This window comes from Sulfitobacter sp. TMED3 (assembly GCF_002167505.1).
Taxonomy (GTDB): Bacteria; Pseudomonadota; Alphaproteobacteria; order Rhodobacterales; family Rhodobacteraceae; genus Sulfitobacter; species Sulfitobacter pontiacus.
The window spans coordinates 1-21142 of the sequence record NZ_NHBI01000048.1 but is presented as its reverse complement, the minus strand read 5'-3'; the positions used below and the strand labels follow the sequence as shown (position 1 = coordinate 21142).

Here is a 21142-nt window from a genome sequence, read left to right as displayed (position 1 = left end):
GGCGTTTGTAGCTGATCTTTTGTGTCTGCATCGACACCGCCTACGCCCAGATCAATGAACCAGCAACCTCAGGACCGTTAATGTGACAACACCCTTCACGGCATTCGGCATCGAGAATTTTGGCTACAAGACCCGTGTCGTCCTGCCCATTCAGGCAGTTCTCGAAACTGCGGGCCAGTCCGCAACATTGCAGGCGCGTGTTTCATTGCTGGCGTGCTCGACTGTCTGTGTGCCGCATGATTTCGATCTCGCACTGACAATTCCGGCGGGCACCGGGATTGACGCGAAGGCGGCGGGCCTGATTTCGGAGTATGCCCAGCGGGTGCCGCTTGGTCCCGAAGAGAGCGACATCATTGTCGAAACGGCGGTGATCGCGGATGATGCGCTTTATGTGACGGCGCGCAGTGCGAATGCCTTTGTGAAGCCGGATATCTTTCCGGAACTGGGGCCGGAATTCACCTTTGGCAAACCGGACATCCGAACCGATGATGCGGGAACAGCCCTTTGGGCCAAGCTGCCTCTTCTCGCGCAAGGGGAGGATCCGCCGCCCCTGCAACTGACTTTGACCGATGGATCACGCGCGGTGACAGCGCAGCCCGCTTGGTCAGACCGCATCCCGGGTGCACCATTCGAGGTTATGGCGAACCTGCCGGATCTGACGCAAATCCTGGCGATTGCGGCCTTTGCCTTTCTTGGCGGTCTGATCCTGAATGTCATGCCCTGTGTTCTGCCTGTCCTGTCCATCAAGCTGACATCGGTTCTCAATCATGGAAACAAGCCAGCGCACGAGGTCCGGAATGGGTTCCTGATGTCGGCGCTTGGCGTTCTGGTGTTCATGTGGGCCCTCGCCGCAATCATTCTGGTTCTGCAATCCGTCGGCGTCACCGTTGGGTGGGGCCTGCAATTCCAAAGCCCTGTTTTCCTGACCGTCATGTTTCTGGTGCTTGCCGTGTTCTCTGCCAATCTGTTCGGGGTGTTCGAAGTTTCATTGCCCTCCGGGTTGCAGTCACGGCTGGCCAGATCAAGCGGTCGCGACGGGTATGGCGGAGATTTTGCAACAGGCGCCTTCGCGGCGGTGCTGGCCACGCCCTGCTCGGCCCCGTTTTTGGGGACAGCGGTTGCCTTTGCCCTGTCCGGGCGCCCGATTGATGTCATTCTCGTTTTCACGGCTCTGGGGCTTGGGCTCTCCCTGCCCTATCTGGTTCTGGCGGGGAAGCCTGGTCTGGTCCGGTTGTTGCCCAGGCCGGGACGTTGGATGGTTGTCGTCAAATGGGTGCTTGCCGGTCTTCTGGCCGGGACCGCGATCTGGCTGCTCTGGGTACTGATAGGGGTGGCGGGTGGCCGGGTGGCCATGACCGTGCTGCTTATGACGAGCCTTTTCATTCTTCTCGCAACAATACGTTTGCCGGGCAGATTGACGCGCCCGACAGCGCTGGTGGTGGTTGCTGTTCTCAGCCTTCTGGTGCCGACGGCGCTGACAATCCCGCCGCAGACGAGAGCGGTGGGCCAGGACTGGGTCGCGTTCGATCGCTCCGAGATACCGAAACTGGTGTCGCAGGGAAAAACCGTCTTTGTCGACGTGACCGCAGACTGGTGCCTGACGTGCAAGGCCAACAAGACGCTGGTGCTGGACCGTGCGCCCGTGGTCGACCAACTGCGGGGTGATAATGTCGTTGCGATGCGGGCAGACTGGACTAGGCCCAGCACTGACATTTCCCGGTATCTGGAAAGCCACAACAGGTTTGGCATCCCGTTCAACATCGTCTACGGGCCAAACGCGCCAGACGGGATCATCCTGTCCGAGGTTCTGACGTCCGAAGCCGTTCTCGACGCGCTGAGCAGGGCCGCACTTGGCGACCCTGTGACCGCTTTGAAAACGGATGGTTAGGCCTAAAAGAGGCCCATCGCACGCGCCGACATCCAGACGCCCATGAATATCATCATCAGGTTTTCGGTCAGGGACACGAAACCCAGCGGCACGTTTGAACCGCCGCCCACGCAGGCGCACTTGATCTCGCGCTTATCGATGTAGACGGCCTTGAAAACTGAAGCCGCTCCGACCGTACCGATGAACAGTGCAACAGGCGCGCTGATCCAGACCAAGGCACCGGCGACCATGAGAATACCGGCAAGTGCTTCGCCGAAGGGATAGACATAGCCATAGCGCACCCATTTCTGGGCAAGCAGATCGTAGTTCAGAAACATCGTGGAAAACGTCTCGACGTCCTGCAGTTTTTGAACAGCAAGAAAGCTCATCGAGATCGCGATGAACCACTCGAATGCCCGCAGCGTCAGGATCGAACCGTAAAACGCCCAACTGAGACCAAGCGCCATAAGGAATGCGACCGCGAATATCGCAATGACGGGTTGATAAGTCGTCTCGTCGTCATCCTTTACGTCCTGGCCGAAAAATTCCCTCAGCGCGTCATAGCCACCAATTCTTTCATTGCCGATAAAGGTCTGCGGAGTCGTTTCGACACCGTGTTCTTCCATGAAAGCATCCGTTTCCTCGCGGGTGTTCAGAGGCCGGTCCTCAATCGAATACCCCTCCCGCTCAAGCAGGTCCTTCGATTTTCAGCCCATAGGGACAAACATGCTCCTCCATCACCATTCGGTACAAAACCGCCGTCTTCGGGGTGGATTTTGCCTCTCTCGTCATGACGCGTTCCTTTAAATCCTTTAACCGTTGCAGGTCCAATACCCGGTAAATCCGACAGTCAGAGGCGTCTCTCCCGTCAATTCAAACAGCAGGGTGGCGTCTTCACCGTCCGCGTCACCCGGCGCCAGCGTGAATTGGCCACCATCGGCAGACAGGACGCCACCGGACGTCACTGTGTCTTGCGACGTGAAGTTGACCAGCGATCCGGATATCTTGGCGACGCCGTTCCCCGCCCCGTCCGTGACCAGAATGGGATCGGCGTTCACGGCGCGAATGAAACGGCATTGTCCGTCGGACCCCAGTGCGCGTGTTATTTCTTCGGCTTTGAGCGGTGCAGGACGGATTCCGGCAATCACCGGGGTTGCAATCGCTTCTTGAAGCCCCTCCATTTCAGCCGGACCGTCCGCTTCACCAAGTGGCCATTCAGGACCGGCTTCGCCATTTGCCTCAATGTCATCTATGAGGAAACGCATTTCGGAAATTTCGCGGTTTTGCGCCGTCACAATTTCCGAAGCCAGCGCCTCGACCCTTGGATCTGTCAGCTCGGCCCGTTCGCTTGTCATGATCGCAATGGAGTGGTGCGGAATCATCGCGCTCATCCAGCTTTCGTCCTGAATGGTCTCCTGGCTTCTCACGAGCCAGAGCGCGCCGGCGAACATCAAGACAGACCCGAGAANGATCGCGGCGTTGACGCCCTTGTTCTTGTACATGTTCAACATGAAAAGGAGCATCACGGTCGCNATCGTCGCGCCCATGATGAACGTCATGTAAAATCGGGTTTCGCTCCAGTAGACATGTTCGAAGGAGTACGAGTTGATGTACATCAGGCCGAACATGATCGCNGTCGANGTGCCNACCATCGCCAGAAACCGGCCATAGGATGAACCTGAATGGCCNCCCGAATGTGCTGCANCTTCACTTGAACGGGNGTNGGACCCGCCNCNAGATTTCCCGNTCGNATCTTCAGACATNTGATCNCTCCANCNTGGNTTNNATTNNTGNAGNAACAACATTCCAGCGNNGGAGGGNTNCAANANNNTNNANCGNNACGGNNNGAAANNCCNNAGAATGTCNGNCCCANGCATCNTGCGNTACGGNTCTTTGGCCAGATCTTTCAGNATNGGACAATCNGGGCGGTGATCGCCNTGGCAGGCGTCAACGAGGTGNGNCAGNGTNTCNNGCATCGACNTGAGCTGGGCNATNTTTTCGTCAANGGCNGCCAGNTGNTCTTGNGCGACNGCNTTNACNTGTGCNCTTTCCCGCGTCTCATCTTCATAGAGATCAAGCAGCGTGCGGCAGTCTTCGATCGAGAACCCGAACGTCCTGGCGCGACCGAGAAATGCGAGCTTGTGGATGTCGCTGTCGCGAAAGGCGCGATAGCCGTTGTCGCTGCGCAAAGGCCGGACAAGGCCGATGTCTTCGTAGTAGCGGATTGTCTTCGCTGGCAAACCCGCGCGTTATGATACTTCTCCGATGTTCACACCTGTCTCCTATTCTGCGGGCTGCGTTGCGAATTTCGTCTCCGCGTCGTGGGGCGGATCCTGTTCCGACATCGTCGCCTTGATCCGTCGCAGCCGCAGCGCGTTGGTCAGAACCGACACGGAGGACAGCGCCATGGCCCCGGCGGCAAACACCGGCGACAGGAGCAATCCAAAGGCCGGGTAAAGCGCGCCCGCCGCCACAGGGATCAGCGCGACGTTATAGCCAAAGGCCCAGATAAGGTTCTGCCGTATGTTGCGCATGGTCTTGCGCGACACGTCGATGGCATTCACCACGCCGCGCAGGTCGCCCGACATCAACACCACGTCGGCGCTTTCGATTGCGACATCCGTGCCGGTTCCGATGGCGATGCCGACATCGGCATGGGCCAGCGCTGGCGCGTCGTTGATGCCGTCTCCGACAAAGGCGATCTTGCTGTTCCCTTGCCGCAATTCGTCCAGGGCGGCGACTTTTCCATCCGGCAACACCCCTGCAATGACATGGTCGATCCCGACCTCGCGGGCGATGGCATCTGCCGTGGCCTTCTTGTCTCCGGTGATCATCGCGACCTTGATCCCTCGATCATGCAGAGCTGCGATCACTTCGGCGCTGGAGGATTTGACCGGGTCTGCCACGGCAATCACGGCCGCCAGGGATCCGTCCACCGCAGCATAAAGCGCGGTGCGTCCCTTTTCGGCCAAGGCCCTTTCGCGGTCTTCCAGCGGGCTGGTGTCAATGCCCTGCTGCACCATGAAGCGATCCGCACCGACATGAACCTTGCGGCCCTGGACAAGCGCCTCGACACCGTAGCCGGTCACGGACCGGAATTCCGTCGCATCGGGCCAGGACAGGCCTTCGCTCTTTGCGGACTGCACAATGGCCTCTGCCACCGGGTGCTCAGACTGCGCCTCGACAGATGCGATGAGGGCGAGTGTCTCTGCCCGGTCAAAGCCGTCGGCCGTGATGAGGTCTGTCAAACTGGGTTGCCCTTGCGTGACCGTCCCGGTCTTGTCCAATGCGACAACGCCAACTTCATCCAGATGTTGCAGCGCATCTCCCTTGCGGAAGAACACCCCCATCTCAGCCGCGCGTCCTGTCCCCACCATGATCGAGGTGGGCGTGGCCAACCCCATGGCGCAGGGGCACGCAATGATCAGAACGGAGACACCCGCCACAAGCGCAAAGGTCAGAGCCGGATCGGGACCGACCAGCAGCCAGACAACCACAGTCGCAAGCGCCAGAACCAGAACGGCAGGCACGAACCACATGGTCACGCGATCCACTAGGCCTTGGATCGGCAGCTTGGCCCCCTGAGCATCTTCGACCATGCGGATAATCTGCGCCAGCGTGGTATCCGCCCCGACTCGCGTCGCCGTTATGGTCAGGCTCCCGGTGCCGTTCACCGTGCCGCCGGTCACCGGTTCGCCAGCAGCCTTTGGCACGGCGAGGGGTTCACCGGTGATCATGCTTTCATCGACGTTGCTTGATCCTTCTGTGACCTCGCCATCGACAGGCAGCCTTTCACCGGGACGCACGAGGATCTGATCGCCGATCCGCAGTTCCTTGATGTCAACCTCGGTCGCCTGCCCGTCACGCAGGACCCTGGCTGTCTTTGCCTGCAGACCAAGAAGGGCCTGAATGGCTGCACCGGTCTTGCCCTTGGCCCGCGCTTCAAGCCAGCGACCCAACAAGATCAGAACGACAATAACCGCCGCTGCTTCGAAATAGACGGCGCGCACACCGTCAGGCAGCACCTGAGGCAGGAAGGTCGCGACTACGGAATAAGTCCACGCCGCCCCGGTTCCCAGTGCGACAAGGCTGTTCATATCCGGGGCACGCTTGATCAACGCCGGAATGCCCTTCGCAAAGAACCCCCAACCCGGTCCGAAAAGAACCACCGTGGCAAGCGCGAATTGGATCAGCCATGACGTTTGAATGCCGATTGTGCTCTCAATCAGGCCCTCAAAGCCGGGTATGGTATGTTTTCCCATTTCCAGAACGAACACCGGAACGGTCAGGATCGCGGCAAGGATGACACGGCGCGCCAGCGCGTCGGCTTCTTCTGCCTTGCGGTCCGATCGGTCCTCGTGCGCATCGCTCTGCGCAATCTCGGCCGGGTANCCCGCCTCCGTACTGATCCGGGCAATCTNTTCCGGGGTGATGGCATCTGNNAGATACTCTACCACAGCNGTTTCGGTTGCNAGATTGACCGCCGCATTCAATAGGCCGGGTGTCCGTACAAGCGCCTGTTCAACCCGACCGACACAGGACGCGCAGGACATGGCGTCTACGTTCAGCGTGACGCGCGCCGTGCTTGCCGGGTAGCCGGCCTGCGACAGTGCCGCAACCGCTGCGCCCGTCGTGGCTGCATCATCCGTCTGAAACTGTGCCGTTTCACTCACCAGATTGACACTGACGTTCGAAAGGCCTGGAACCTCGCCGAGAGCCTTTTCAACCCTGCCCACACAAGACGCGCAGCTCATGCCGGAAACGGACAGACGTATCGTATTGGGGTCGGTCATGAGAGACTCCTCGGTTGAACTTACCCTGATATAGGGCCTCCAGTTGCTGGAAGCTCAAGAGAGTATCTCATTTATTTTTCTGATATTTGCTTGACCTTCCTCCCGATGGAACGACCAAGTCTGAGGTTGTACCAAAAATGGAGGCCTTCATGATTTTTTCCGTCCCGAAAATGAGCTGTGGACACTGTACATCCGCTATCGAAAGCGGCATCAAGGCAAAGGATCCATCAGCCGTTGTCACGTCCGATCTGGACCTTCGCCTTGTCACTGTCCAAAGCACATTGGAACAGGCCGCTGTGCGGCAAGCCATCGTTGACGCTGGCTACGACGCTTCAGCCGCGTAAGCTTGTCCTTATTCGGCGGCCCGTGCCTGATCGACAAGCTCGATCATCTGGTCCGCCTGGATCAGGCCCGGCGCAAGACTGTCGCCGATCACAAATGAAGGTGTGCCACTGAACCCCAGAGATTGCGCAAGCCGCATGGAAGTCTGTATGTGTTCTTCGATTTCCGGTCCGTTCATGTCGCGACGCAACTGTGCAACATCGAGGCCGATGTCTTCCGCAGTGCGGAGAATCGATGCTTCCTCTGCGCGTTCCTTCAGTTGCATCATGGCCCAATGAAACTCTTCATATTTGCCCTGGTTTCGGGACGCCAGCGCCGCGCGGGCGGCAAAAACCGACCCGTCCCCCAGAATGGGCCATTCCCGGTAAACGACCCTGACGTTGGGATCAGCAGCGAGCAGGGCCTCCATTTCAGGTTTAACCCGGCGGCAATAGGGGCAGTTGTAGTCGAAGAATTCGACAACCGTGACATCGCCATCCGGATTGCCCAGAACGGGCGCATTGGGATCATTTTCAAGCGTGGCTTTTTCCGTATCGAGAACCTGCGCTGCGGCTTGCGCCTGCAACGCCTGCTGTTGCTGTTCGAACAACTGCGCGGCCTCGAACACGATGCCCGGATTCTCGCGGATGGCTTCCAGCACCAGTTCCTTGATCCGGTCTTCGTCCATGCCGTCTGCCGTCGCAGCGATGGGAAGCATTAACAGTGCGGTGGTAGCCAAGAATCTTTTCATTATCCGTCTCCTTGTGAGGCAATATCCTGGGCCGTGCGCTCGGCTTGCGTGGCGCGTTCACGCTCCGGCCATGTTGACTTGATGTATGCGAGGATGTCCCAGATTTCCCCGTCGCTCAGTTGGTCGCCGAAACCGGGCATGCCGCTGTTGAAGTCAACGCCTTGCGCCGCGAGAACCTCGGCGCCCCCCAGCTTGGTGTAGGCGAACAGCATGCTGTCCGCGTGGTGCCAAGTGTGGCCGCTTGCATCATGCGGCGGTGCGGGCAGGCTTCCGTCATCACGCGGACTGCGCCAGTTTTCTTCACCTTCCAGATTTGCGCCATGGCACGCGGCGCAATTTTCGGCATAGAGGACTTCGCCCGCGGCCACATCGGCTGAGGAGTTGATGAGGTTTTCCGCCGTATGGTCGGTTCCGCCGGACCGGGTCCACAGGAATATGGTAGCCACCGCAACGGTAACTACGCCCAACGCAAGATAGACGGATCGCGGGGTCATCCAACGACGATCTTGGTCATCATGCCCGAAGCCGCATGCGACAGCATGTGGCAATGTAGCAGCCATTGGCCCGGGTTGTCCGCCACAAAGGCAATCTCGCGCGTCTGACCCCGTTCAAGAAGGGTCGTGTCACGCAGCGGTCCGAGGGTGCCGTTTTCGGCGACCTCGTGGAAGTGAATGCCATGCAGGTGCATCGCGTGCGGAAACGCCGTGTCGTTCACGATCTTCAATCGTACATTCTGGCCGCGGTCCAGCCGCGCAAGGGGATCACCGTTGATCCCGTCCACTTTGCCGTTGAACGACCAGAAATACCCGGCCTCGACGATCTCGCCGATCGGCTTGAGTTCGCCCCCAAGGGAAGCGGACCTCATCCGCCCCATGGCACCGCCTTCCATACTCAGGCTGAGCATCGTGGCTTCACTCAAGTCGACCATCCTGTGGTCGTTCGGCGGCAAGGCCAAAGGCGCGTCTCGACGATTTTTCGAGCCCCACTCAACGACCTCGAATGTAACCTGGCTGAAGGCCTCTTCCCGGCCGAACTGAAGAATATGAGCCGTTTCACCAACATCCGCGACCACATCGACGATCAGGTCGATCCGTTGAGCCGGAGCGAGGATCATCGGCTCCGTCACCTTAATGGGTGCAGCCAGGGGCATGCCGTCCAAAGCAACCGCCCAACCGTCAAGGCCTTCCAGCCCCAGTTGGAAATTGCGCGCATTGGCAGCATTGATCAGCCGCAAGCGCAGTCTTTCGTTCTTGCGTGCACTCAGGCCCAGATTGAAGGTTCCATTGGTCGTCAGCAGGTTGCCGATGCGCCCTGCGTGGCTGAGATCATGAGGCGCTCCGAAGTCGTCTTTGATCTGCGCGGTTTCGGGGTCAATAAGCCAATCATCCAGGATCAGGACTTCCTCGCGATCAATGTCGAGAGGCTCGGCCTCTTCCACGATCAGTGCACCGTAAAGCCCTCTGCCCACCTGCTCAAACGACCTATTATGGGCATGGTACCAATAGGTCCCGGCATCCGGGACAGTAAAGTCATAGTCGAATGTTTCCTCCGGCTGGACCACATCCTGTGTCAGGCCGGAAACGCCATCCATCGCATTGTCGATGCGGATGCCGTGCCAATGCGCCGACGTTCCCTGAGAAAACCGGTTGACCAATCTGCGCTGGACACGCCCCCCCTGCGCCACGCGAATCTCCGGACCGGGTGAGCCGCCGTCAAAGCACCAAAGCGATGTCTTGCCATAGTTGCCGGGCAGCAGCTGCACGTCGCTTTGCTGGGCTGTCAGGGTCGCGAATGGCGTGCCCGCAAATCCAGTGCTGGCCGACAGACCACTGAACGCAGCAGATGTTGCCAGAAATTGGCGGCGATTGAGCGTGATCATTCGTGGGTTCCCAAGATTATGATTTGTTGTCCAGCAGGTAGGTGGCCATCGCATTCAGGTCTGCGTCGCTCAGAAAGCCCGTGCCATAGCGCACGACTTCGGCCATTGATCCACCAAATACGTCGCCAGACGGCGTTATGCCAGATCGCAATGCATAAGCCATATCGTCTGTTGTCCAGCCTTCGGACACAAGATCGCGCGTCCGGATCGAAGGTGCTTTGCCACCTCCCGGCAAGGCGTCGTTGCCGGAAAACCTCTTCGATACTATGCGTGCGCCTGCAAAGTTCCGCGTTGTGTGGCAGGCAGCACAATGTGCCGCCCCGTTGACCAGCAGCTTGCCCCTGTTCCAAGCATCGCTTCGGTCCGCCTCTGGTGCGGTGTCAGGCTTTGTCAGAAAAGCCGCCCGCCAAAGTTTCATCCCCCATCGCTGATCGAACGGAAAAGGCACCTCATGGGACGGGGTCGGCACATTCACGGCTGGCACGGTCTGGAACGCGGCCCACAGATCGGCAATGTCCTGATCCGTGTAGTTTGCATAAAACGGGTAGGTGAAGGTGGGATAATAGGGGTCTCCGTCCGGGGAAATTCCCTGCCTTACCGCTTTTGCAAACTCTTCTACTGTCCAGCCGCCAATCCCGAATTCGACATCGGTGGTCAGATTTGGCGGATAGAATGTCCCGAAATCGGTCCGGAGCGGCGCTCCTCCTGCCAATGGCGCCCCGCCAGCTTCAAAGTTGGTGTGGCACGCAATGCATCCACTGGCGCGCGCCAGATACGACCCCCGCTGGGCATCGCCTTGCAGGGTCAGGTCCGAGACTGGCGCACCGATCGGCCAGGCTATCGTTGCCGCGACAACGCCGATGCCGCCGACGACCCCCGCACCGATGATCCAACGCCACCACCGCATCTGATCACTTGTCCTCTTTGCGGAACTTCTGGTGGCAGGCCGAACAGGTCTGGGCGACCATCGCGAACGCACGGTCGGTCGGCATGTCCGCAAACATCTCGGTCGTCATGGGAAGGTCCGATCCCATCATGCCCCCTCCCATTGCAGGCGCGGACCCGCCACCCATCATCCCGTCAGTGGCGCCGCCCATCATTGATTCGCTACCGTTGCCCTGTGCTGCGGCCAACCCATTGCCTGCGCTCAACTTCAATCCTTCGGCGGCTGTTCTCAACTCTTGCGCAAGGGCCGCGAACTCTTCGCTGTTTTCCCAGACCGACGGCAACGCCTTGGACACTCCGCCACCCGAGCCTTCAGGAAACAGTCGCGTCATTTGCTCACCGGCATGGCCGATCATCGCGCCAGCTTCCCTGCGGACGACATCGGCGTCATAAGGTACCTGACCCCGCATCATGGGTGATAGCGTCTTGAGTGTTTTGGCCATCGCGGACATGCCCTGCATCCGCTCCAGCACCACGCCGGTTGCTCCGGAATGCGCCAAGGCAGCAACGCCGGTCGTCCCGATCGCAATGGCAGTAATCCATATCTTCATGTTCAAGTTGGTCATTCCTCTCAATTGATCCCGTTGGCGCGCTGAAGTTCCCGCACATATGCAACAACCATCTTCACATCGCCGGGCGTGACGCCTTCAACTGGCGGCATATTGCCAAACTTCCAATGGTGCGCTCTGACACCTTGTTTCGCGGCAAGCAAAAAAGCGGCGTCACCGTGATGGCTCGGTTCATAGATCTTGTGGACAAGCGGCGGTGCCACGCCATTCTGTCCGGCAGCATTCGCACCGTGACAAGCGGCGCAAGCGCCATCGAAAACACGCTTTCCCAATTGGGCATTTGCTGAGAATTCAGCAGGCACAACCACGTCTGCAATCGGCGCGCCCTCTTCCGTCTGCGAAAGATCAGGCGTTGTCATTGTGTGGCCGGGCATCGAAGACGATGGCTGCAATTGCTGCCAGATCACAACCGCGCCACCGACGACAAAAAACGCCGCAATCAGGATGCCGGACTTCGACATCAGATTAATCGTACCTGCGTGCCGACCGGTGTCCTTTCGAACACCTCGATGATTTGCTCGTTGTAGAGACCGATACACCCGCTTGAAGAGCGTCTTCCGATCTTGCGCGTATCATGGGTGCCGTGAATCCTGTAGTACGTCCAACTCAGGTGCAGGGCACGGGCGCCCAACGGGTTATCCGGCCCGGGCGGCATATAGGCTGGCAATGACGGGTCACGTTCGCGCATGGAGGGTGTAGGGGTCCAGTCAGGTTCGGGGTCCTTGAACGTGACTGTCGTGTANCCGCGCNTTGTNAGCTCGTCNGNCANGGGAACCGATGTNGGATAAATNCGCATNTCGCCATCGGCCGTCCAGTGTTGCATCACGCGGGTANNGGTNTCNGCNATGATGATNCCCTTGNCCAANGNGTCAAAGNNGTCNTGCCANGCNTGNGTNCGAAANGATGAGATNTTCCTTCGGACACNGGTTTGATCCNCCTGCGCACGCANGATGGANGGNGNNGCNAAAGCTGCCGATGCNGCNCCTNCNGTGAATGCNCGNCGCGTTACANGTGTTTGCTTGCGGGTCATCATATGGCCTCATGTTGTTGTCTGCCTATCCNCTAGACTANCCGCCTGGTNGCATTTCATGAACAGTCCGGGGCCTGNTNTTATGTAACGATATGTATCCCGGCCAACGGACACGTCTTCGCGCTGCTGCCTCAAACCTCGATGGGTTTCAGGACAACACGCGTGTCGAGCGGGACCTTCTCATAGAGTTCGATGATCTGATTATTGGTAAGCCTTGCACAGCCGTTTGAGACACGTCGACCAATCGTCTTCGGATCCGTTGTGCCGTGAATTCTCAGGTAGGTGTCCCCACGCCCTGGCTGGTAAAGATACAAGGCGCGGGCACCGAGTGGATTGTTCAGCCCACCGGGCACACCGCCCGCAAAACGAAGATATCGGTCAGGATCTCTGGCTATCATGGCGGGTGTGGGCGTCCACCGCGGCCACTTTTGCTTGCGCGCGACATAGAACTCGCCGGATTCATAGAGCCCCTCCCGGCCAATTCCGACGGTATACCTGATTGCCCGATTGTTCGGCAAAGTCCAAAATAAAGCGAACTGGTTCGGATCGACATGTATTTCTCCCGGTTTGTCTGCCTCGGTGAACGGAACCTGGCGCGGCAACTGCTCCGGGGGCACCACAGATGGCCCGACGCGCCGGTCGTGCTCTGCGTCACTATGCGCGAATGCTGTTTTTCCACTCACCGAAAGAGCTGCAACAGAAGTCAGGAAATATCTTCGTTTCATATACTTGCCTCACTAAACTAGTCGGGTTTGAGGTGACGAACAACCCGCGCCATATGTGGCGAGCCTTCCTCTTTCGGGGCTGACTCGGCGCTTTGTTTGACGGGCAGCGTGATTTCAGCGCGCAGACCCCCATCAGTGCGGTTTTTCAGTTCGATAGAACCACCGTGCTCAAGGATGATGCTGCGCGCAATCGACAGCCCCAGGCCATGACCGCCGGTATCCTGTGATCGCGACGTCTCGAGCCTGACATAGGGTCCGAAAACAGCCTCCAGCTGATTGTCGGGAATACCGGGCCCCTGATCGTCGATGGCGACCACTACCTCACTGCCCATGCGTTGCCACGAAACCCTGGCCTCACTCCCGTAGCGGATCGCGTTCTCAATCAGGTTTCTCAACGCGCGCCCCATCGCGCTTGGTTTCACGGTTACGATGAGTGGACCTTGGCTGGTCACCTGAACCTTGTCCAAGCCCATACCAGTGATCAGATCGTGCAGATCAACCGATTGGACCTCTTCATGCTGTCCGACGCCCTTCGCGAAATCGAGGGTCGCATCGACCATCCGTTGCATCTCTTCACTTGACGCCACCAAGGACGTGCGCGTGTCTTCGTCGTCCACCATTTCGGCCCGCACCCTNAGCGCCGTCAAAGGCGAGCGCAGATCATGCGCAAGCGCTGCAAGCATCTGGGTCCGGTCACTGACAAATCGCGTCAGGCGATCCTGCATGATGTTGAATGATCGGGTCAGATCCCGAACTTCCTTCGGCCCTACGACCGGCAGATCGCCCTTGGCGGCGCCGCGACCCAGACGTTCGGACGCAGTCGCGAGATCGTTGAGTGGTCCGGTCAGTCGGGACAGGAGAAACCAGAAACTTGCAACCAGCAGAAGTCCCGCAGTCAGTGCAAAGGATATGTTGGACGCCAGCGACCTTTGCAGAGGCGGCCGTTCGAACCGCGTCTCGATGTTGAGCCAATTCCCACCGGACAGCGCAATGGACAGCTCCATCTCGATGGCCGCAAGGCTGCCCTGCATCATTTCGGCGTGCATTTGCGCCATTTCCGGTGACAGGTTCGGAAGGGGCAGCAGACTTCCCTCGATTTCATGNACCTCAACCCGNATATCCCGGCTGTAGCTTTCCTGAAGCAGTGCCCGTATCCGCGCTTCGACCGCTCCACCGTCATCGTGTTGTCCGTGTGCGACCGACGGCTCGTCTGTAAGGTCGAACCGTACGAGCGGAGACGTTGCAGCGCGGACGATCTGGGCATGCAATTCCGGGGGTGCGCCTTCAATCAACTGTGCGACATTTGCGGCGCGTCCGGCGGCTTCGGCACCGATGGCGGCCTGAACAGCCAAAGAGCGTTCATCAACGAAGAACCAGAGACTCAGAGCGTGCGCGAGGATCAAGACACCGAGAACCAGAAGGGCAATCTGTGCACGCAACGTCCGTGGAAGCAGCTTCATTCGCAAATCTCGACATCGCAGGAAAGACTATACCCCCCATGCCGTACAGTCGCGATGATCTTCGGGCGCAAAACGTCCTCTTCCATCTTCCGGCGCAACCGGCTCACCTGATTGTCGATGGTTCGGTCCAATGGACCGGCGACCCNGCCNGTGCTNANTTTGAGNAGNTCGTCGCGGCCAATGACCGTCCTTGGCCTTTGCAGGAACAGGGTCAGGAGTTTGAGTTCACCGGATGTAAGTTGCGTGCGCGAACCGCCTTGGTCAATCAGTGTACGGCCATCGAAATCCAGCTTTAGGTGTGCAAACTTCAACGTTTTCCCCGCAAAACCATTCGGTTTTGGGATCAGCTGCGTCCGACGCAATATCGCGTTGATCCGCGCCACCAGTTCCTTGGGATTAAACGGCTTGGCGAGATAATCGTCTGCCCCGCCATCCAGACCCGCGATGCGGTCTTCGTCGTCACCCAATGCGGTCAGCATCAGGATCGGAATATGCCCTTCCTTGCGCAATCGCCTGCACGCGGACAGCCCGTCTTCCCCCGGCATCATCACATCGAGGACAATCAGATCGAAATGCGCTTCCGCCAGCCTTGCGTCCATCTCAACTGCATTTNCCGCCGCTGAAGCACGCATGCCGTTGCGTTCCAGATAACTGGTGACGGATTTCCGAATCTCTGAATGGTCATCGACGACAAGGATGCGTGGCAGATCGCTCATGCCGCCAACATAGTCATTTTCACCAAGGGACGCCCATCCCGTGTTTGTAGCCAAATGTAACAGCGCGGGCAGTCGACTTCGGGATACCGAGCAACTATTTAAGGAAGAACATCGAGGAGTTTTAAGTGAACCGACGTGAATTTGGCCTTACGGCACTCAGCCTGGCCTTGGCCGGGCCTGCTTTGTCGCAAACCGCCGCACCCACGTTGCAGGTGACAAAGACACCGACCTGCGGCTGCTGCGGCGCTTGGGTAAATGAGATGATCTCTGCCGGTTTCAAGGCATCGGTCGAGGACGTGGATTACGACACGCTTCAGGTTCTGAAGCAGAAACACGGCATCGCGCCGGAACTGGCAGGATGTCACACTACGTCCGTGGGCGGATATTTCGTCGAGGGTCACGTGCCTGCGGCTGACATCGGGCGGTTGCTGAGCGAAAAACCTGTCGCGCGCGGACTGACAGCACCGGGAATGCCNATGGGNTCGCCCGGCATGGGCCCCCAAGGTGATCCCTATGATGTGCTGCTTGTACTGATGGATGGGTCGACGCAAGTCTTCGCAACCCACGGCTGACGTGTTTGCCCGCGATACGTTCCGACAAAGTTTTTCGCCGACCTTACCATTCGGCAGATTTTGTTGGAACGTATCCGTTCTGAGCTTGGCAAGCATATTGCCGTTCCTGCTTGTCTACATCCTCGCAACGCCTGGTTTTGCGACGCTGCTGCTGACGAATGGGACCGCGCTCTCGCGCTTCCTCCGGCAGGTCTTTACCAATGGGTTTGTGGTCGTTTTCCTCGTGAATTACTTGGGGTTCGTTTCCGCATCGGTCGCGCTGAAGCAGTACCAGCATCGGCCGATTGTTTACCTGGTTTTAGATGGCCCGCTGCGGAGTGTCGCATTCATTGGGGTTCACATTGCCGCCTATGTGATGTCGGCCGATCTGTTCGGCTCGTTCAACGGCAGCCGTGCAACAGCTTTGAGCGTGGTCGGACCAACGCTCGAGCGGTCGTTCATGTTTGGGAACATCTCGGGCGTATATCTCTATGCCCTGGCGCCCGGCACCTTCATCGCGCTTCTGGTGGTTCTGACAGAACCTTCTGGCGAGGCATCGAAGCCTACCATGTTCAGGACAATGAGCATGGCCTTGCTGTTCAGCCTGACCCCGATCCCCCTGGTCACATTCCTGTCCTATGCGTTGGATCTGGCAACCTGACGGGCCAACTTGGTCAACGACCCGCAGGCTGTCATCTGATCAAATTGTATCCGAATGTACCCTTGACCTTGCCTCACTGGAATGTCGCAGAAGAACACGAGCATATTCTGGAGAGCTACATGTCTGACAATCAAAGTCAAAAATCCACCGGTTCATCGAAACTGATGCAGTATGGTATGATGGCCTGTTGTGCCGTTATGTTGTTTCCAGTCGCCGCATTCTTTATTGCAGGCGGCACGATCGCGGGTCTGTGGGGCAACGTCGGCCTTTTTGCGCCGCTCGCACTTTGTCTTGGTGCGCATGTCGTCATGCACAGGATGATGGGAAAGTCGTGTCACGGGTCAAGAGTTGAACAGGCGAACGAGGCGACTGTGGATGCAGAATTTGAAGATGGCCAAGCTCCCGAACGAGAACTGGTACGCGCCCGCTAGAACGCGGCTGACAATCGGAATTCCGATTGCAGGTATTCTGGCCCTCGGCGGTTGTGCCCAGTCGGCCTCGGGCAAGCTTTGCCCACTTGAGCCCCCTTCCGTGACACGGGATGCGGCACACGACGTCATGCTTCCCGTAGGATGTCGCTTGGTCGGTCAGTCTGAAGGTACTACCCACGAAATAGTCTGTGACGACGGCCGGACCGGATGGGCTTTCGATTAAGCGCCAAACCTTGATCCTGCCTCACATTCACCTGCACAGCGACGGTCGCCCACGCCACTACGGGCGCAACCGTTCCAACGCGCTTTGCACGGCTTGACGGCGCGGGTCATCTCCCGGCACCTCCGACAACAGGATTTCAGCGTGTTCAAACGCCGCGATTGCCGGCGCGGTATCACCCAGAACCGAATAGGCATTGCCAAGCCGCATCCATCCATCAAGATCGTCAGGCTCATCTTCCAGCCGCGTGGCCAGCCGTTCGACCATCGAGCGGATGAAATCCTGTCGTTCCTCCACACTCATGTCCTGCGCGTTTTCGATGTCTTCCTGTGTCGGGCCGGACGCACTGGTCTTCGGGGCATAGTCGGCCAGCGAGATCGGAGCCTTGCCGATCTTCGCGCCAATCCGGTTGGCTTCGCCAACAAAGCTTTCCATCCACGGGAAAAACCTATCCGCATCGTCCAGCCGGGCCACCAGCATTTCGTGAGCCCGAGCCTCATCGCCCTTCTGCTCGAGCGAGACTGCCTTGAAAAAGGCAGCACCGGGATTGGAAGGATCCAGTTCGTACGCCCGATCAATCGCGGTGTCCGCTTCAGGTGTCACCACACCTTGCTCTGCGTAGATCAGAACCTCGGCCAACATGGAGAAGACGGCGGAATCGGCCTTCGGTCGTTGTGCGACAACTCTATATGCATCGGCTGCATCCGCATACCGGCCCATTTTCGAATAGGTTTGCCCCAGCAGCATCCAGCCTTCCGAAGGCCCGCCTTCGGGGTCTGAACTGAGCCGGACGTACAGACGATCTGTCAATTCGGCGATTTCCGCCGCTTCCTGCCGTTCAGTGGCACGTTCGGCAAAGGCGACACCTGGGATCTCTGGCGAGCCCATTGCGGAGTAATATCCAAAAGCGAAGACCGGCACGAACACTGCGCTCAGAACGACCATCAAGCGGCCCCCTGCCGCCGGTTTCCCATCTGACAGAACGGACCGGCGCGACTGCACGAGGATCCGTCTCTTGATCTCCTGCTCCGCCGCCGTGGCCTCGGTGTCGGAAATGACACCGCGCTCAAGATCCCGCCGAACCTCATCCAACTGATCCATGAGGACCGCATCCGTGGCGTCAGCCGGGACGGGTGTCCGCGACGACCGATGGCGCAGCGGCAGGCCCATGAAAAGCAGACCTACAACGGATAACAGGGCGAAAACCAACCAGATCATGAACCGTCCTTTGAAGCGTTCTCTTCAATGAAACGCGCAATTTCCGCTTTTTCGTCATCGGAAAATCCCGTTGCGGCAGCCCTGCGCCGGCTTCTCGAAATGACGGTCCAGCCGACAAGCAGCGAAACAAGCGCAAACACGAAGGGCGCCATCCAGAGCGCGAGAGTGGCGCGATTCAGGGGCGGGCGCATCAGGACATAATCGCCATACCGGGCGTGGATGTACGCGATGACCTCCTTGTCGCTGTCACCGGCAACAAGCCTTTCGCGCACCAGTATGCGCAGGTCCCGCGCAACCCCGGCGTTGGAGCTGTCGATGTCCTGATTCTGGCAGACAACGCAGCGCAGTTCCCGTGATATTTCACGGGCGCGTTGCTCCAGTACAGGATCCTGCAACATCTCGTCTGGCTCGACCGCCAAGGCCGTCACCGGAAGCAGCAGGAGGAAAGCAAATGCGATATACCTCATCCGTTCTGGCCCCTTGCTAACGCGCCAGCCTGGATCAATGCTTCCCTGAATGTGGAAATCGCCGTTTCGCCCACGACGGGGCCGACATATCTGAACAACACCGTCCCGTCAGAGCCGACAATGAATGTTTCAGGTACGCCCGAAAGGCCCCATTCAATCCCCACTCTGCCGCTCAGATCAGACCCGATCCTTTCGTAGGGATTGCCAAGCTCAGCAAGCCATTTAGTCGCATCCTCCGGCTTGTCCTTGTAATTGATCCCGAACAACGTCAGCCCGTCCTTTTCGACCATCTGGGTCAGAACCCCGTGTTCGGCCCGGCAGGGCACGCACCACGAGGCAAACACGTTCACGATGACCGGTCGCGGGTTCCCGACCAGATCGGCGCGGGAAAGCCCTGGCGTCTCCAACCCGTCGACAGCGGCCAGATCGAATTCGGGTGCCGGCTGCGAGATCAGAACCGAAGGAATGTTGTTCGGGTCCCGGTCCGGGTTCAAGCCCCACAGAAAAAACCCCCCGAAAATGGCCGCGATTGCCAGCGGAATGAATGCCAGTATACGTCCCATGCCTACTCCGCAGGAAGTGCTGCGGGCGCTGTCGCCTTGCGACGGGGTGCCCCGACGCGCAACCGCCGGTCAGACAGCGAAAGACCCCCACCAAGCACAAGCATCGCCGATCCGATCCAGATAAAGTTGACCAGAGGTTCATACAGGATGCGCAGGGTCCAAGCCCCTTGCGTGCTCTCGTCCTCGGCGGCCGGATTTGCGATGGACGCATAGAGATCACCGGCCATTGTCGATCTGATGGCGCTCTCTGTGGTGGTGGTTTGCGCGACCGGATAGGTACGCCGCTCCGGGAAGAGATCGGTGACATAGTTCCCCTCCCGGGCCACACGAAGCGTGCCACGATCCGCGAAGTAATTTGGCCCACGCACACGTTCGGCCCCCTCAAAGGTGACATCGAACCCACCAATGCTGACCTCTGTACCGGGCCGGACAAAGATGATTTCCTCGGATTTCCAGACCGTCGAGCCGATAAATCCGAACATCGCCATCGCAAGCCCCGCATGTGCCAGTGTCATCCCATGAGAGGATCTGGGCAGGTTGCGCGCCCGCCGCAGCGATTCCGGGAACGGTGCCTCAAAAAGCTTGATGCGCATCGCCCATTCCCGCAGCGTTGCGAAAAACAGCCAGAACGCAAGCATCAGCGATAGATACCCCAATACCGGACCGCCCTCAGCCAGGTACCAGATCATCAATGTCGCGAGCCCGGCCAGGACGGCCACGAAACGCAACCGTTGCAGAACGCCCGCCAGATCGGCACGTTTCCAGGACAGGTAAGGCCCCAGCCCCATCGCAAAGACGAGCGGCAGCATCACGGGAATAAAGGACGCATTGAAGAAGGGCGGCCCCACTGACAGTTTTTCACCGCCCGTCGCGGCTTCGTAGAAGAGCGGGTACAAGGTACCGAACAGCACAATGCCGGTGGCCGTGGCCAGCAGCAGGTTGTTCACCAATAGCCCCGCTTCCCGGCTGATCGGCTTAAACAGGCCGCCGGGCTCCATTGTCGGCGCGCGCCAGGCAAACAGAGCAAGGGAACTGCCGATCGAAACGGCCAGCAATCCAAGGATATAAAGTCCCCTTTCCGGGTCGACCGCGAACGCATGCACAGACGTCAGCAGGCCCGATCGGACAATGAACGTGCCCAAGAGCGATAGGGAAAAAGTCAGGATCGCCAGAAGGATTGTCCAGCTTTTGAACGCATCCCGTTTTTCCGTCACGATTGCGGAATGCAGCAGGGCCGTGCCCATCAGCCATGGCATGAAACTGACGTTCTCAACGGGGTCCCAGAACCACCAGCCGCCCCAGCCAAGCTCATAATAGGCCCACCAGGATCCCAGCGCGATGCCTGCGGTCAGGCTCATCCAGGCAGCCAGCGTCCACGGACGTACCCACCGTGCCCAGGCCGCGTCCACCCGCCCTTCGATCAGGGCGGCGACCGCAAACGAGAAGACAATCGAGAAGCCAACATACCCGAAGTAGAGAAGCGGCGGGTGCATGGCGAGACCGACATCCTGCAATAATGGGTTGAGGTCCTGACCGTCGCCTGGCGGAGGGAAAACGCGGTCGAAAGGATTGGACGTCAGCAGCATGAAAGTCAGGAAGCCAACGCTGATCCAGGCCTGCACCGACAGCGTCCTTGCTCTCAGCGCCAGCGGAATGTTCGATCCGAAGAGGGCGACCGCCGCACCAAACACCGTCAGGACAAGGGTCCACAGCAACAGGGATCCTTCGTGACTGCCCCAGGTGCCTGCCACCTTGAACAGCATCGGTTTGAGTGAATTGGAATTCGCCACCACGTTCTTGACCGTGAAGTCGCTTGTGACGAAGGCTTGCATCAGCGCCAGAAACGCGATGCCGACAAAGAAAACCTGACCGAACGAGGACCATCTGGCAGACTGCATCCACAGGATGTTTCCGCGCCCCGCACCGAGGATGGGCAGCACACTTTGAACAAGCGCCAGGGCCAAGGCCAGGGCCA

Annotated in this window: 19 protein-coding genes and 4 pseudogenes; 5 read left to right on the top strand and 18 right to left on the bottom strand. The window is 58.9% G+C overall.

Annotation, left to right across the window (positions count from 1 at the left end):
- Positions 1 to 82 precede the first annotated feature (82 nt).
- The gene (locus tag CBB63_RS12275) at positions 83 to 1888 is read left to right on the top strand and encodes a protein-disulfide reductase DsbD family protein (protein ID WP_286699350.1); all 1806 of its coding nucleotides are present in this window, start codon (positions 83 to 85) and stop codon (positions 1886 to 1888) included.
- 2 nt (positions 1889 to 1890) lie between these two features.
- Here CBB63_RS12275 and CBB63_RS12270 read toward each other — a convergent pair.
- From CBB63_RS12270 to CBB63_RS12255, 4 genes and pseudogenes are all read right to left on the bottom strand, one after another.
- Positions 1891 to 2611, bottom strand: a pseudogene (locus tag CBB63_RS12270) (MauE/DoxX family redox-associated membrane protein).
- A 68-nt stretch (positions 2612 to 2679) separates the two neighbouring features.
- Positions 2680 to 3672: pseudogene (locus CBB63_RS12265) on the bottom strand (DUF305 domain-containing protein).
- 90 nt (positions 3673 to 3762) lie between these two features.
- Positions 3763 to 4107: pseudogene (locus CBB63_RS12260) on the bottom strand (MerR family DNA-binding protein); the annotation flags it as partial.
- Between the two features lie 42 nt (positions 4108 to 4149).
- On the bottom strand, positions 4150 to 6660 hold the full coding sequence (locus CBB63_RS12255; RefSeq protein WP_286699349.1) for a heavy metal translocating P-type ATPase: 2511 nt from the start codon (positions 6658 to 6660) through the stop codon (positions 4150 to 4152).
- 137 nt (positions 6661 to 6797) lie between these two features.
- Here CBB63_RS12255 and CBB63_RS12250 point away from each other — a divergent pair, with 137 nt between their 5' ends.
- Positions 6798 to 7004, top strand: coding sequence for a heavy-metal-associated domain-containing protein (locus tag CBB63_RS12250; RefSeq protein WP_005619165.1), 207 nt, complete (start codon positions 6798 to 6800; stop codon positions 7002 to 7004).
- An 8-nt stretch (positions 7005 to 7012) separates the two neighbouring features.
- Here CBB63_RS12250 and CBB63_RS12245 read toward each other — a convergent pair whose 3' ends face one another.
- The 10 genes and pseudogenes from CBB63_RS12245 to CBB63_RS12200 form a co-directional block, all read right to left on the bottom strand.
- Positions 7013 to 7732, bottom strand: coding sequence for a DsbA family protein (locus CBB63_RS12245; protein ID WP_005619167.1), 720 nt, complete (start codon positions 7730 to 7732; stop codon positions 7013 to 7015).
- Positions 7732 to 8226, bottom strand: coding sequence for a c-type cytochrome (locus tag CBB63_RS12240; protein WP_005619169.1), 495 nt, complete (start codon positions 8224 to 8226; stop codon positions 7732 to 7734). The genes CBB63_RS12245 and CBB63_RS12240 overlap by 1 nt, the downstream gene beginning before the upstream one ends.
- On the bottom strand, positions 8223 to 9611 hold the full coding sequence (locus CBB63_RS12235) for a multicopper oxidase family protein (RefSeq protein WP_009824486.1): 1389 nt from the start codon (positions 9609 to 9611) through the stop codon (positions 8223 to 8225). The genes CBB63_RS12240 and CBB63_RS12235 overlap by 4 nt, the downstream gene beginning before the upstream one ends.
- Before the next feature lie 16 nt (positions 9612 to 9627).
- Entirely contained in the window at positions 9628 to 10518 is an 891-nt protein-coding gene (locus tag CBB63_RS12230) for a c-type cytochrome (RefSeq protein ID WP_009824485.1), read from the bottom strand.
- Between the two features lie 4 nt (positions 10519 to 10522).
- Positions 10523 to 11122: a c-type cytochrome gene (locus CBB63_RS12225; RefSeq protein ID WP_009824484.1), complete on the bottom strand. Its 600-nt coding sequence runs from the start codon at positions 11120 to 11122 to the stop codon at positions 10523 to 10525.
- A gap of 5 nt (positions 11123 to 11127) precedes the next feature.
- Positions 11128 to 11586: a c-type cytochrome gene (locus tag CBB63_RS12220; protein WP_005619178.1), complete on the bottom strand. Its 459-nt coding sequence runs from the start codon at positions 11584 to 11586 to the stop codon at positions 11128 to 11130.
- Positions 11586 to 12158: pseudogene (locus tag CBB63_RS12215) on the bottom strand (L,D-transpeptidase). The gene CBB63_RS12220 and the pseudogene CBB63_RS12215 overlap by 1 nt, the downstream one beginning before the upstream one ends.
- 128 nt (positions 12159 to 12286) lie before the next feature.
- A complete protein-coding gene (locus tag CBB63_RS12210; protein ID WP_005619183.1) occupies positions 12287 to 12880 on the bottom strand; it encodes a L,D-transpeptidase in 594 nt (197 codons plus the stop codon).
- A 17-nt stretch (positions 12881 to 12897) separates the two neighbouring features.
- Complete coding sequence (locus CBB63_RS12205; protein WP_502695917.1) at positions 12898 to 13884, bottom strand: ATP-binding protein; 987 nt, start codon at positions 13882 to 13884, stop codon at positions 12898 to 12900.
- Between the two features lie 452 nt (positions 13885 to 14336).
- The gene (locus tag CBB63_RS12200; protein WP_286699347.1) at positions 14337 to 15056 is read right to left on the bottom strand and encodes a response regulator; all 720 of its coding nucleotides are present in this window, start codon (positions 15054 to 15056) and stop codon (positions 14337 to 14339) included.
- A 260-nt stretch (positions 15057 to 15316) separates the two neighbouring features.
- Between CBB63_RS12200 and CBB63_RS12195 the strand changes: the two genes are divergently transcribed.
- From CBB63_RS12195 to CBB63_RS12185, 3 genes are all read left to right on the top strand, one after another.
- On the top strand, positions 15317 to 15628 hold the full coding sequence (locus tag CBB63_RS12195; protein WP_502695916.1) for a DUF411 domain-containing protein: 312 nt from the start codon (positions 15317 to 15319) through the stop codon (positions 15626 to 15628).
- 97 nt (positions 15629 to 15725) lie between these two features.
- On the top strand, positions 15726 to 16268 hold the full coding sequence (locus CBB63_RS12190) for a hypothetical protein (protein ID WP_009824478.1): 543 nt from the start codon (positions 15726 to 15728) through the stop codon (positions 16266 to 16268).
- Between the two features lie 119 nt (positions 16269 to 16387).
- On the top strand, positions 16388 to 16699 hold the full coding sequence (locus tag CBB63_RS12185) for a DUF2933 domain-containing protein (protein WP_037953520.1): 312 nt from the start codon (positions 16388 to 16390) through the stop codon (positions 16697 to 16699).
- 280 nt (positions 16700 to 16979) lie between these two features.
- On the opposite strand, the gene ccmI is transcribed toward CBB63_RS12185, so the two are convergent.
- From ccmI to CBB63_RS12165, 4 genes are all read right to left on the bottom strand, one after another.
- Positions 16980 to 18137, bottom strand: coding sequence for a c-type cytochrome biogenesis protein CcmI (ccmI, locus tag CBB63_RS12180; protein WP_074637413.1), 1158 nt, complete (start codon positions 18135 to 18137; stop codon positions 16980 to 16982).
- Positions 18134 to 18604, bottom strand: a complete 471-nt coding sequence (locus CBB63_RS12175) for a cytochrome c-type biogenesis protein (protein WP_009824475.1) — start codon at positions 18602 to 18604, stop codon at positions 18134 to 18136. Before CBB63_RS12175 ends, ccmI begins: the two co-directional genes overlap by 4 nt.
- Positions 18601 to 19167: a DsbE family thiol:disulfide interchange protein gene (locus CBB63_RS12170; RefSeq protein WP_009824474.1), complete on the bottom strand. Its 567-nt coding sequence runs from the start codon at positions 19165 to 19167 to the stop codon at positions 18601 to 18603. The genes CBB63_RS12175 and CBB63_RS12170 overlap by 4 nt, the downstream gene beginning before the upstream one ends.
- 2 nt (positions 19168 to 19169) lie before the next feature.
- On the bottom strand, positions 19170 to 21142 hold a 1973-nt coding region (locus CBB63_RS12165; RefSeq protein WP_286699346.1), incomplete at its 5' end, for a heme lyase CcmF/NrfE family subunit.